This window comes from Acidiphilium sp. MT5 (assembly GCF_054767495.1).
Genome location: NZ_BAABMR010000012.1, coordinates 85,118 through 97,449 on the forward strand (window position 1 = coordinate 85,118; position 12,332 = coordinate 97,449).

At 57.6% G+C, this 12,332-nt stretch carries 16 protein-coding genes; 3 read left to right on the forward strand and 13 right to left on the reverse strand.

Annotation, left to right across the window (positions count from 1 at the left end; all coding sequences use genetic code 11):
• Positions 1-17: 17 nt before the first annotated feature.
• Together glpK and glpD are read right to left on the reverse strand one after the other, a co-directional pair.
• The gene (glpK, locus tag ACYUCQ_RS13465; RefSeq protein ID WP_460255065.1) at positions 18-1,517 is read right to left on the reverse strand and encodes a glycerol kinase GlpK; all 1,500 of its coding nucleotides are present in this window, start codon (positions 1,515-1,517) and stop codon (positions 18-20) included.
• A 49-nt stretch (positions 1,518-1,566) separates the two neighbouring features.
• Entirely contained in the window at positions 1,567-3,102 is a 1,536-nt protein-coding gene (gene glpD / locus ACYUCQ_RS13470) for a glycerol-3-phosphate dehydrogenase (protein ID WP_460255066.1), read from the reverse strand.
• 195 nt (positions 3,103-3,297) lie between these two features.
• On the opposite strand from glpD, the gene ACYUCQ_RS13475 reads away from it, so the two are divergent.
• The gene (locus ACYUCQ_RS13475) at positions 3,298-4,071 is read left to right on the forward strand and encodes a DeoR/GlpR family DNA-binding transcription regulator (protein ID WP_460255067.1); all 774 of its coding nucleotides are present in this window, start codon (positions 3,298-3,300) and stop codon (positions 4,069-4,071) included.
• A gap of 36 nt (positions 4,072-4,107) precedes the next feature.
• On the opposite strand, the gene ACYUCQ_RS13480 is transcribed toward ACYUCQ_RS13475, so the two are convergent.
• The 8 genes from ACYUCQ_RS13480 to ACYUCQ_RS13515 all read right to left on the reverse strand — a co-directional run bounded on the left by ACYUCQ_RS13480 (position 4,108) and on the right by ACYUCQ_RS13515 (position 8,610).
• Positions 4,108-4,815, reverse strand: coding sequence for a DUF3047 domain-containing protein (locus ACYUCQ_RS13480; RefSeq protein WP_460255068.1), 708 nt, complete (start codon positions 4,813-4,815; stop codon positions 4,108-4,110).
• Between the two features lie 43 nt (positions 4,816-4,858).
• Positions 4,859-5,074, reverse strand: a complete 216-nt coding sequence (locus tag ACYUCQ_RS13485) for a hypothetical protein (protein WP_460255069.1) — start codon at positions 5,072-5,074, stop codon at positions 4,859-4,861.
• Between the two features lie 111 nt (positions 5,075-5,185).
• Complete coding sequence (gene nrtS / locus ACYUCQ_RS13490; RefSeq protein WP_460255070.1) at positions 5,186-5,449, reverse strand: nitrate/nitrite transporter NrtS; 264 nt, start codon at positions 5,447-5,449, stop codon at positions 5,186-5,188.
• Between the two features lie 38 nt (positions 5,450-5,487).
• Complete coding sequence (locus ACYUCQ_RS13495; protein WP_460255071.1) at positions 5,488-6,156, reverse strand: NrsF family protein; 669 nt, start codon at positions 6,154-6,156, stop codon at positions 5,488-5,490.
• Positions 6,143-6,709: an RNA polymerase sigma factor gene (locus tag ACYUCQ_RS13500; protein WP_460255072.1), complete on the reverse strand. Its 567-nt coding sequence runs from the start codon at positions 6,707-6,709 to the stop codon at positions 6,143-6,145. Before ACYUCQ_RS13500 ends, ACYUCQ_RS13495 begins: the two co-directional genes overlap by 14 nt.
• Before the next feature lie 56 nt (positions 6,710-6,765).
• Positions 6,766-7,449, reverse strand: a complete 684-nt coding sequence (locus ACYUCQ_RS13505; protein ID WP_460255073.1) for a haloacid dehalogenase type II — start codon at positions 7,447-7,449, stop codon at positions 6,766-6,768.
• On the reverse strand, positions 7,446-7,967 hold the full coding sequence (locus tag ACYUCQ_RS13510) for a redoxin domain-containing protein (RefSeq protein WP_460255074.1): 522 nt from the start codon (positions 7,965-7,967) through the stop codon (positions 7,446-7,448). The genes ACYUCQ_RS13505 and ACYUCQ_RS13510 overlap by 4 nt, the downstream gene beginning before the upstream one ends.
• 55 nt (positions 7,968-8,022) lie before the next feature.
• Positions 8,023-8,610 (reverse strand): TetR/AcrR family transcriptional regulator, encoded by a 588-nt coding sequence (locus tag ACYUCQ_RS13515; RefSeq protein ID WP_460255075.1) that lies wholly within the window; start codon positions 8,608-8,610, stop codon positions 8,023-8,025.
• Positions 8,611-8,714: 104 nt separating this feature from the next.
• On the opposite strand from ACYUCQ_RS13515, the gene ACYUCQ_RS13520 reads away from it, so the two are divergent.
• Positions 8,715-9,362: a DsbA family protein gene (locus tag ACYUCQ_RS13520; RefSeq protein ID WP_460255076.1), complete on the forward strand. Its 648-nt coding sequence runs from the start codon at positions 8,715-8,717 to the stop codon at positions 9,360-9,362.
• Positions 9,363-9,391: 29 nt separating this feature from the next.
• On the opposite strand, the gene ACYUCQ_RS13525 is transcribed toward ACYUCQ_RS13520, so the two are convergent.
• Both ACYUCQ_RS13525 and queE read right to left on the reverse strand, forming a co-directional pair.
• Positions 9,392-9,760, reverse strand: coding sequence for a 6-pyruvoyl trahydropterin synthase family protein (locus ACYUCQ_RS13525; protein WP_460255077.1), 369 nt, complete (start codon positions 9,758-9,760; stop codon positions 9,392-9,394).
• Positions 9,760-10,395 carry a 7-carboxy-7-deazaguanine synthase gene (gene queE / locus ACYUCQ_RS13530; protein WP_460255078.1) on the reverse strand — a complete coding sequence of 212 codons (636 nt, stop codon included), beginning with the start codon at positions 10,393-10,395 and terminating at the stop codon, positions 9,760-9,762. Before queE ends, ACYUCQ_RS13525 begins: the two co-directional genes overlap by 1 nt.
• A gap of 124 nt (positions 10,396-10,519) precedes the next feature.
• Between queE and ACYUCQ_RS13535 the strand changes: the two genes are divergently transcribed.
• Positions 10,520-11,713, forward strand: coding sequence for a pyridoxal-phosphate-dependent aminotransferase family protein (locus ACYUCQ_RS13535; RefSeq protein ID WP_460255079.1), 1,194 nt, complete (start codon positions 10,520-10,522; stop codon positions 11,711-11,713).
• Here ACYUCQ_RS13535 and ACYUCQ_RS13540 read toward each other — a convergent pair.
• Positions 11,698-12,309, reverse strand: coding sequence for a class I SAM-dependent methyltransferase (locus tag ACYUCQ_RS13540; protein WP_460255080.1), 612 nt, complete (start codon positions 12,307-12,309; stop codon positions 11,698-11,700). The two genes, ACYUCQ_RS13535 and ACYUCQ_RS13540, sit on opposite strands and share 16 nt — an antisense overlap.
• Between the last annotated feature and the right edge of the window lie 23 nt (positions 12,310-12,332).

The following is a 12,332-nucleotide window of genomic DNA, read 5'->3' on the forward strand; positions in this document are numbered from 1 at the left end:
TTTCTCCAATTTGATTGTTAATCGACCCAGGCGAACGAGCGCTGGACCGCTTTTTTCCACGATTTATAATGATGTTCACGCTTCTCCGCGGTCATTTTTGGCTCCCAAATCTTATCGATTCCCCAATTTGCCCGCAGATCATCAACATTTTGCCAATAGCCCACCGCAAGCCCCGCAGCATAAGCCGCGCCCAAGGCCGTGGTTTCCGTCATGAGCGGGCGAACCACCGGCGCATCGAGAATGTCAGCCTGGAATTGCATCAGCAATTCATTCGCCACCATGCCGCCATCGGTCTTTAAAGTCGCGAGCCTGATGCCGCTATCTTCTTGCATCGCCTCCACCACGTCACGCACTTGATAGGCTGTGGATTCGAGCGCTGCACGAGCCAAATGCGCCCGCGTCGCATAGCGTGTCAGTCCGGCAATCACGCCACGCGCATCATCGCGCCAATACGGCGCATAAAGCCCGGAAAATGCCGGCACGATATACACATCGCCGTTATCATCCACACTGCGCGCCAGCTTTTCAATCTGCGCCGCCTCATCGAACAATTTCAGATTATCGCGCAACCATTGCACCAACGCCCCCGTTATCGCAATCGCGCCTTCCAGCGCATAGCGCGGTTTTTCGGTGCCAAATTGATACGCAATCGTTGTTAGCAGCCCCGCCTTTGATTGCACCGGCTCAGTGCCGGTATTCATCAGCATGAACGAGCCAGTGCCATAGGTATTTTTCGCCTCGCCCGGCGCAAAGCAGGTCTGGCCAACCAACGCTGCCTGTTGATCACCAAGCATCCCGGCTAACTTGGTTCCGCGCAATGTCGCGGTCTTGATCTCACCATAAACCGTCGATGACGCAACGATCTTTGGCAAACATGCGCTTGGAATATTAAACTTCCGCAGCATATCCGCATCCCAATCGCAGGTCGCCAAATCAATCAGCATGGTGCGGCTCGCATTCGTCACATCCGTCAGATGCAAACCACCCTGCGCACCGCCCGTTAAATTCCAGGTCAACCAGGAATCAATGGTCCCAAACAGCGCCTCGCCTGCTTCCGCTTTCCGCCGTGCTCCTTCAACGTTTTCCAGAATCCACAGTAATTTCAAACCCGAAAAATAGGTCGCGAGCGGCAAGCCGGTTTTGGCCCGGAACCGATCTTGTCCCCCATCGCGCGCGAAACGATGCACAAGCTGATCCGTGCGCGTATCCATCCACACCAGCGCATTGCATAAAGGTTGGCCGGTCGCCTTGTCCCATAGCACCGTCGTCTCACGCTGATTGGTAATGCCCACGGCGGCCAGATCAGCAGCCGTCAAATTGGCGCGCGCCAAGGCTGCACCAACAACTTCATTGGTATTCGCCAAAATCTCCATCGGGTCATGCTCAACCCAGCCCGGCTGTGGATAGATTTGTTTATGTTCTTTTTGTGCGACCGAAATAATCGTGCCGTGCTTATCAAAAACAATAAAGCGCGAACTCGTCGTTCCTTGATCGATCGCACCAACATATTTTGTCATTTCGTTTATTTCCCGGAACAATAACGACTAACCTAATTAGCAGACGCTCCTACGCCATTGCCGTCGCATGCGCCACGCCCGCCGTCTGCAAATAGGCCGCAAGCCTTGCTGGCGTTTCAGTCGGCACATGCAAAGCCAATTTCGAACGGCGCCAGAGAATATCTTCAGCTGTGCGCGCCCATTCGTGCTGAACCAGATAATCCACCTCGCGTGCGGTCAAGAAGCTGCCAAAATCCTCACCCAAATCCGCAAAACAGGTCGAGTCCCCTAATATATGCACACAGCGCGTGCCGTAAGCCCGCACCAAACGATGCAGAAAGAGCGGTGAGAAATTCGGATATCGCGCAATAATGGTGGCAAGGTATGCCGTGAAATCAGCCCCCGGCAAATCCCCGCCCGGCAAGGGCGAGCCAGCACTCCAACTGCGCCCCACATCACGCCCCATCGCCGGCAGCAGTTTTTCCAACGCATGCTCAGCGAGCTTACGAAAGGTCGTGATCTTACCGCCAAACACCGAGAGTAGAGCAGGTTGCTCTCCCCCACCGTCAACATCGAGCACATAATCGCGGGTAACCGCCGAGGCATTCTCCGAATGATCGTCATAAAGCGGCCGCACCCCCGAATAGCTCCGCACCACATCCGCAGGCGTGACCGCTTGACGAAAATAGCGCGATACATTCTCGCATAAATACTGGGTCTCATCGTCAGAAATCGCAATAGCGCCCAAATCACCATCATACGGAATGTCAGTAGTGCCAATCAGCGTGAATTCATGCTCATACGGCACCGCAAAAATAATCCGCTGATCGGGGTTCTGCAAAATGAATGCAAAATCGCCTTCATAAAGCCGCTTAACAATAATATGGCTGCCTTTCACCAATCGCACCGTCTTCGTATTGTTGCGGCCCAGCTTCGAACTCAGAATATCACCGACCCAAGGCCCTGCGGCATTAACCATCGCCCGCGCCACCACCGTCTCGCATCGGCCATTTTCATCCTGGATCACTGCTTCCCACAGCGCTCCCACAGGCCGCGCCGATAACAGCTTGGTGCGCGTGCGAATATCAGCGCCAAGTTCCGCCGCGCTCATCGCATTCAGCACCACCAACCGGCTGTCCTCAACCCAACAATCAGCATACGTAAAACCGCGCCGATAGTCAGGTTTCAAAATCATTGCAGCCGGATGCGGCCCAAACCGCACCGCCTTGGAGGCCGGAAGCCGTTCACGCTTGGCCAAATGGTCATACAAAAACAGCCCCATTGCAATAAGCCAAGCGGGACGCTGCTCCTTTGAATGGGGCAGCACAAATTCCAGCGGCCAAATAATATGCGGTGCCATAGCCAGCAAACGCTCGCGCTCCATCAACGCCTCGCGCACCAGCCGAAATTCATAATATTCCAAATACCGCAAGCCGCCATGCACCAGCTTGGTGCTGGCCGACGAGGTGTGTGAGGCAAGATCATGCTGCTCAACCAGCAACACCGAAAGCCCGCGCCCCGCCGCATCGCGCGCGATCCCAGCGCCATTAATCCCGCCGCCGACAATCAATAGGTCGACCGGATGGTTCTGATCGGCATCGAACATAGCGGACCTGATTTCCTCTCAGATGTTGCCGTTGAGTGTAAACAATCGCAAAAATGTTCGCAAGCGAAAATTTGATGGACATTTTTAATTCTAATTGTTGACAATATCCCTCACAGGCTTTCGCACTGCAACATAGCCGAAGGATGAAATGGCGCCCCAATGATGCTAATCTAATCTCACAACAGGAGAATAAGCGTGTCTGAAAATCAAGGGAACGAGCAGCGTCAGGCCCGCATTATCAACATGGTCAGCAGGCAAGGCTTCCTGACCATCGAGGCGCTTGCCAGAGATCTTGGCGTCACCGTGCAAACCATCCGGCGCGATGTGAATCTGCTCGCAGCCGAAGGTCGGCTATCGCGCTATCGCGGCGGTGCTGGCATCGCCTCCTCAATCGAGAACATGGAATATGAGCGCCGCCAGGTGGTGAACCTCGCCGCCAAACAGCGGATAGCGGCCAATGTCGCGAATGACGTTCCCAATCAAGCCTCACTCTTTATCAATATTGGCACCACAACCGAACAGACCGCGCGGGCCCTGCTGTCGCATCGCGAGTTGAAAATCATCACCAACAATATCAACGTCGCCAAAATCATGAGCGAAAACCCGAATTTCTCCGTGGTGATGGCCGGCGGCAAAGTCCGCAATCGCGATGGCGCGGTCACTGGCCAGCTCACCGTGCAAATGCTCAATCAATATCGTTGTGATATCGGTATTATCGGCATCTCCGGCATCGATATGGATGGCGATCTATTCGATTTTGACCTTGACGAAGTTCTCTGCGCGCAAGCGATCATCCGAAACTCACGCCGCGTGTTCCTCGTCGCCGACCACTCGAAATTTGGTCGGCCCGCCATGGTTAAGGTCGGCCATATCAGCGAAATTACGGCACTCTACACCGATGCCCCGCCCCCAGACTCCATCGCCGCCATACTAGAAAATGCCGGTGTTACACTCGAAATCTCGAACTAAGCCAAGCTTACGCGCCCCGTGCAACCTCCACCCGCCTCATTTCGGTGCGGAATCGTCCGGCTTGAGGCTGATATCCCCATACCAAGCTTGGCCATGATTGTGAGAATCATCGCAATCGCTCATCACCGCAATTGCGCCAATAACCTGCCGATGTCCGCCAAACGCCCGCGCTAAATCGGCGCGCACATTGCGCTGCTCGCTGACCCAATCACCAACTTTGCCACTTCCCTGCTCAAGCGCAACAATTTCAGCCTGCCCCGTGTAAGGATCAGGATAGAACGGTGTGCCATGCAGCCCATGCACCGTAGCCTGCACCGGCCCATTCGCCCAAACATACACAAGACTACGCAACGTCCATGGCAATAGCGGATTACCCGCAACCACATAAACCCGCGCAGGATAATCATCTCCCGCCTTCTGATGCGGATCAAGACCCGGATAAATCCGCCCAATTTTCCAGCGCCAACTCAAAATCGGCGTCTGGCGCAAATCAATCCGATGCGCCCAAATCAACCCCGACGAGCTATTCTGGCAAACAGCATGCAACACTTGGTCATGACCATCGCGGGTAATTTGGTAGCGCGTCGGCGCCCGCCCGGAGAATAATTTTGGCTTCCAGCCGCTGAGCGAACCCGCCGAAAATGCCGGTGGTTGTGTTGTCAGCGCCTGCGCACCGGCAACACAACCAACCACCATCAACAAAGCGCCACCCGTCAATCTAACCAACCGGTGCAATCCCATCATGCCTCCAAAATATCAACCAATTTAAAAGCTCATCCCAGCACGATCAGCAATGATGCGCGCTTGATGGCCGCACGTGAGCCACAGTCGCCGATGCCGCTGCGTTGGTGCAGTGCGTCGCGAATTGCGTATGGTATGACGCATTGATCGCTTGCACCAGCCGATCATGCGCCGTGCATTGCTGAGGCGCCGAAGCATGCGCCACCGAACCCACCACAAGGGCACCAACAGTGGCAATCGCGAGAATGAGATGTTTGGACATAACCGAAACCCTTTCATGAGTAGCGATATCGACAATCGGTATCGATATAGAGTATTCGTAATCAACATCGATTTAGTTACGCTAATTGATGTCCGATATATGCATATCACATCAAGCGTTTTTGCAATCATTCCGATCGACTAACGCCGCGCGCTCGAGCCCAATCCGATAGGACACTGCCCCATAGGTCGCAACGCAATAGGGCACAATGTAAGTGAGGATAATTTTGATAAAATTGATCTTATCGCCAGCAACCAACTGATCGCCTTGATTAATCACGTTCAAAATCGTGCCAACAACCAAAGCCACCATTGACGAGCGCCGTGGCACCTGACCTGTGATGCTATAACGATACCATTGCACAAGTTTACCCATTCAAAGCCAGCCCAACGTCATCACTGATCGGCCACACATCAAGCCTCAATCCGTCTGCTTCGTATCCCGCCAGGCAGGTGCGCTAACACCCACTTGCCAATCAAACTGCCACTGATCGTCAGCAAAATCACACTGCCCATCTGCCAAACCAGCAAGGTTAGAAAACTACCCTCCGCGTGAAACAGCCGCAACGCAAATTCCGCCGCCGCCGTCGCCGCCAGCGCACCACACAGACACGCATGGGTCGTGCGGAAAATCGGGCTAAGCCGCAACAGCAGCACCATCGTGATCGAGGGGATGAACCCAGCCAGCGCCATTGCCGGAACGCACGCAAAATCGATATGCAACGCCAGCACCCCCGGCTTGCCACCGATGGTCATCAAGGCGCATTGCCCCACCATCACTGTAAACCACAGCATCATCATCATCACCGGTAGCGCCAGCTTCCATGTCGGCTGGTCAGGGCGCCCCGCGCAAACCGCGCCATAGGCCGCAATCACCGCCGTTGATAGCGCCAAGGCCTGATCGAGCAAAAACTCAGGGCGCAACGGCAATGTTGGGCGCAATCCCATCAACCAAATCACCAGCCCGAGCGAGGGCACCGTCACTGCAAGCCAAATCGCCAAAGCGCGTGCCGGTGAAGGTGCCCGGCGCACCGGTTGCAAATCCGCCACCAGATTATCGATCAATTGGTCAGGGCGCATCATCAACCCCCATCGCCCGGCGCAACCGCTTGATTGCGCGAAACGTGCCAACTTTGAGCGTCGCAATGCTCAACCCCGAATGGGCAGAAGCCTCCTGCAAGCTCATCTCGCGCATTTTCATCATATCCAAAATCTCCCGATCGCGCTGGCTCAATGTCGCCATCGCCTCGTGCATAGCGGCATGGTCGAGTGCCGCCTCCTGAGTTGCATTCGTCGCAATAGCGGGAGAGGTTACAGGTAGATCATCCAAATTCGCTTCGCGCATCGCATGGCGCGCACGCATCCTGCGCACATCAGCGCCGCGCAACTTCATAATCCCAAATAAAAACGGCGCGACGGGCCGAGGCGGCTGATATAAATCCAAGCTGCGATGCAAAGCGAGCAACGTCTCTTGAACGATGTCCTCAATATCCGCACCACTCACCTGCGGCCACCGCCCCCGCGCCCGCCGCCGCAGCCACGGCACCGCCGCCGTCAGCAACGCCGCATAAGCCCGCCGATCCCCGTGCTGGGCCGCAATCAACCAAGTCACCCATTCGGTCTGATCATCGTCCACAATGCTGCGTTTAACCCCCACAAACACGCCAACACCCCAAGGGCCGGTTGCTCACCTTATCGAGAATTGATCTGTCCTGGCAACGCAGTCAAATTCTCTAACAACAAGCTGGGCTGCCCGGGCAGACGCTCCGGTGGCTGGCCACTGCGATTACACCACGCGACTTGAAAGCCAAAAGCCGCAGCCGCATAAGCATCCCAGCCATTGGAAGACACAAAACAAATCGCCTCGCGCGCAATCCCCAGCCGATCAACGGCATATTGATAAACCCGCCCCGAAGGCTTGAACACACCAAGTTGATCAACCGACAAAACATGGTCAAGCTGCGCCCCAATCCCCGCATGCGCAACCGCCGCTGCCAGCATCGATGGCGTGCCATTCGAGAGAATCGCCGTCACCAGCCCTTGCGCTTTCAACGCCTCTAACATCGGCTTCACGTCAGGATAGGCCGACACTGTGCGATATAAATCCATCAAAGCGCGCTGCCGCCCCGCATCGGTCAGCCCCACACTCTCCAGCGCGAAATCAAGCGCTTCCCCCGTAACCTGTTCAAAATCAGCATACCGGTCCTGCATGCTGCGCAGCAAGGTGTATTGAATTTGCTTATCCCGCCATAAACCAATCAAAGTTGCGCGCTTTTCATCCGGAATATCCGCGCAGCGCGCCACCGCTGAGCCAAAATCGAACAAAGTGCCGTAAGCATCGAAAACACAGGCTTTGATCCCGGTCAGGCCCCTCATCGATGCGTGCCCCGCACCGGATACGCATTGTTGATCACAAATTCGAGTCCGCCCAGCAAAACATCAAGATCAGGCCGCGCAAATGGTGCATTCGAAATATCAATAATCTGCAACGCCCCCTCTGGGTTAACCACAAACAAGCCGGGCTCTGGAAAGAGATGATCGGTTTCCGCGGCTGATCGTGGCTGCGAAATATACAAGCCCAATGCGCGCATCCCCGCCTCATCGAGCCCATAAAGCAGCGGGAAATTCGGATGCACCTTGTCAAAAGTCACCCGCGCCTGCGCCTCATTATCGGCTGACAGCGCCGCCACCTGCACGCCAAGCTTTTCAAAGCTCGAAAGTCGCTGCTTAATCTTGCCCAAATACCCCGTGCAAATCGGGCAATGCTGGCCCCGATACACAATCAAAGCCTGCCACGCCCCGGCGCCACCAAACTGATACGCCGCACCGTCCAAGCACTTGAACGTGAGCGGTTCCATCTTCTGGCCCGCATGCAATTTTGCCGTTTTCTCCATGATCAACAACCTTTCCCTAACATTAAAATATCAAAGACAGCCGCGATTATCAGCCCTAAACCACCTCACGCAGCGGCGCTAACGCATGATCAACCAACCGCTGCAACCGCGCGCGCTCAGGCCCCAACCGCGCCAGCACCCGGATCGCCAGCACAATCGCCATCAAACTCTCCGCCAAACTCACCGGATCAAGCGCCGGAGCGTTCCCCCGCATGGGCAACGCCGCAATCCGCTCGCGAAAAAACGCCTCAACCTCGCGCAGCCGCGCCCACGCCAACGCCCGCGCCTCCGCAGACATCGCGCCGCCATCGAGCACAGTATTGACCAAAAAACAGCCTAGCCGATCCGGATCATCCATCGATAAGCCAACAATCTCGGCGAAAAATCGCTCCATCGCCTCTAACGGATCGTCACAAGCCGCCAGATCCGCGAGGCGCGCCGTCAAGCCTTGATCGGCATAATGCGCGAGCGCTGCCGCAAATAACCCATCCTTGTCCCCAAACCGATGATATAACGACGCCGCACTCAACCCGGTCGCGCCGGTCAGATCGCGTAACGACGCATCGGCGTAGCCATGGCGCCAAAACACCCCAACCGCCCGATCCAGCACCGTCGCATCACTCACCATGCGTGGTCGCGCCATCAGAATTTTTCTCCCGCTTGCATCATCTTTTCTTCTATAATAGAACGATCACTATAAATCAACCGATATGACCGATGTCCTTCGCCCATCCGCACGGAGCGCCCATGTCCCAGCCCGCAAACTCGCCCCATCTGATCTATTTCGCCGATCCGATGTGCTCATGGTGCTATGGCTTCGCCCCAGTCATGCGCGCCATTCGCACCGAATTTGACACCCGCCTGCCCTGCCGGGTCATCCTCGGTGGCCTGCGCCCCGGCACCACCACGATCATGGACGCGGACGCCAAAGCCAGCATCCGCAGCCATTGGGCGCATGTGCAGGAAGCCTCCGGCCAGAAATTCGATCTCGCCTTCTTCGAGCGCGATGATTTCATCTATGATACCGAACCGGCTTGCCGCGCCGTGGTGCTCGCCCGCCGCCGATCGCCTGACGCCGCGCTCGACTTGCTCGATCGCCTGCATCGCGCCTTCTATGCGCAAAATCGCAACATCACCCAGCCGCACATTCTCGCCGAACTCGCTGCCGAACTCGGCTTTGACCCAGCCAAATTCGCTGAAGACCTAGCGGACCCGTCACTCCACCAGGAAACATGGCAAGATTTCCACATCAGCCAGCAAACCGGCGTCACCGGCTTCCCCACCCTGATCGTGGGCACCGACCCAACACAGAACTACGCGCTGGTCACCGCCGGCTTTCAGCCCCAGCACCGCATCATCCCGGCACTTACCCACTGGCTCACCAAACAAGCCTAACCGGCACCGCCAAGCCACAACGCGCCACCTCAGCCACGATAAATGCAGCAATCCCCCTCGCTATCGCGATACACCGCCACCCGGATCATGCCGGGCAGCTCAGCCTCCAAGCCGCGCCAAATAAACGCCGCCAAATTCTCCAGCGTTGCCGGACCCAACCCGGCCACATCATCCAAAAACTGATGATCCAGCAGCAAGCGCACCCGCGCCAGCGATGAAGCAACCCGCTCCAAATCCAGCACCATCCCCTGCGCATCGCGCTCACCGCAGATCGTCACCTCCGCCCGATAGGAATGACCATGGATCCGCCGGCTCGCCGCCTCGGTCTCCGCCCCCAACCCCACACGCTGCAGCGTATGCGCCGCCTCGAAGCGAAACTGCTTACTCACCTCAAACATTATGGAATCCCAAGATATTTATGCGTCTGCATCGATAAGCGCCAGCGCGGATGCGCCAAACAATACGCAATCGCCGCCGCCGTATTCTCCGCGCGCGCTGGCCCATCCATCGGCTGCAACAAAAAATGCGCGAAATCCAACCCTTCAAAGCGCTCCGGCAGCGCCTTTGGCTGCGGATAAACCAATTTCAACTCATCGCCCCGCTCAATCACCATCGGCGCATCAGCCTTCGGGCTGACGCATAACCAATCAATCCCGGCGGGCGGCACCATCGTGCCATTCGTCTCCACCGCAATGGCAAATCCCGCCTCATGCAACGCCGCAATCAATGGCGCATCCAGCTGCAAAAACGGCTCGCCGCCGGTACACACCACCATCGCGCCCTCCAAGCTCGGCGCTTGCCACGCCGCGCGCGCAGCCTGTGCCAATGCCTCAGGCGCGGAAAACCGCCCGCCGCCCGGACCATCGGTGCCGATAAAATCGGTATCGCAAAACGAACATACCGCCGTGGCCCGATCCTGCTCGCGACCACTCCATAAATTGCACCCGGCAAACCGGCAAAACACCGCCGCCCGCCCCGCATTGCGGCCCTCGCCCTGCAAGGTCAGAAAAATTTCCTTCACGCTATACGCCATGCCACCATCCTCTCGCCGTGCTGCTATCGCAGTTCGCAAGCTTTGGCGAGGTTGCAAATAGCTGCGTAGCTATTAGGTATTTGCACAGAATCCATCGCCGCATCTGACAACAGGGAGATCACCAATGGCGCCGCGCAAACCGGGACGGCTGTTTTTTGCCAATCCTGGACCGACCAACATCCCCGATTCCGTCCTGCGCGCCATGGACCGCGCCACCATCGATTTCATGGCCGCCGATTTCCTCGACATTTATGACCAAGCCGTCGCCGGGCTGAAGCGCCTGCTGCTGACCCGTCAAGACGTTTTCCTCTATGCCGCCACCGGCCACGGCGCGTGGGAAGCGACGCTGCAAAATCTGTTCTCGCCCGGCGATGCCATTTTGATGCCCCAAGCCGGCTATTTCTCGGCCTCCTGGGGCAAAATCGCCCAGCGTTTCGGCCTTGAACTGATCGCCCCCGATCATGATTGGCGGCGCGGTGTCGATGTCGCGGCCCTACAAGCCTCCCTCGCCGCCGATACCAGCCACCGGATCAAAGCCGTCTGCATCGTCCATAACGAAACCTCAACCGGCGTCGCGCTCCCGCTCCCCGAAATCCGCGCCGCCCTCGATGCCGCCAGCCATCCCGCCCTGCTCCTGGTCGATACCATCTCCTCATTCGGCTCGCTTGAATTTCGCATGGATGAATGGGGCATCGATGCCGTAGTCGGCGGCAGCCAGAAAGGCCTGATGCTCCCCGCCGGCCTCGCTTTCACCGCCGTCAGCGCCAAAGCCCTCGCCGCACATCAGCACGCCAAACTCCCGCGCTTTTACTTCGATTGGTCACTGATGATGGCGCGCCGGCATCGCAGCTTCATGGGCACCGTGCCCACAGCCCCGTTCTATGGCATGCTCGAAGCCATCGCCCTGATCGAAGCCGAAGGGCTCGAACGGGTCTGGCAGCGCCATGCCCGCCTCGCCGAAGCCACCCGCCGCGCCGTCTCGGTCTGGAGCGGCAATGAGGGCGTCAGTTTCTTCTGCACCGATCGCGCCCGCCGCTCCAACTCCGTCACCGCCGTGCTGATGCCCGAGGGTCACGATGCCGAATTGGTGCGCAAAATCGCTTATGACCGCTTCAATGTCTCACTCGGCAGCGGTCTCGATCCACTCGGCGGCAAGCTGTTTCGCATCGGTCATATGGGCGATCTGAACGAGCCGATGCTGCTCGGCACCCTCGGCGTGGTCGAACTCGCCCTCGCCGCCACCCATGCCCCGTTCGCGCGCGGCGGCGTGCAAGCCGCCATCGACTATCTCGGCCATGAGGATCACACGGCGCGCTGATACCGCGCATACATAAAATTCTGCACCGCACCGCCCGGCGTCTGATGCGCATGGCGGTGCGTCTCCACTAGCGCAAACGAATCGCCTAGTTCCGCCAGCAATAAATCCGCATCATAGCGGCGCACCGGCAGCCCGCTGCACCGCTCCGGCCCGTCCGGCGCAAAACTCGCCATCACCACAAACCCGCCCGGCAGCACCGCTTCCCGCAAAATCGCCATATACCGCGCCCGATCCGCAGGCTCGGTGAGAAAATGAAACACCGCCCGGTCATGCCACAGCGCAAACCGCGTCTTGGGCTGCCAATCGGTTGCATCGCCCACCACAAAATCAACCCGCTCCGCCGCCGCCCCCATCCGGTCGCGCGCCAGCGCCAGCGCCGCCGCCGAAATATCCAAAACCGTCAGTCGCTGATAGCCAAGCTCCAGCAACCCCAAAGCCAAACCCGAAGCCCCCCCGCCAATATCCACCATCGGCGCATCCGCCGCCAACCCGCAGGCGGCAATCAACCGCAAGGACAGCGCAGGCCGAGGCTCGAACCAACTCACCGCTTCCGCGCCGTTGCGTTGATACGCCCCATCCCAATGACTTGCCGACATTTTTTCGCTCCTTTGGTTTGCCC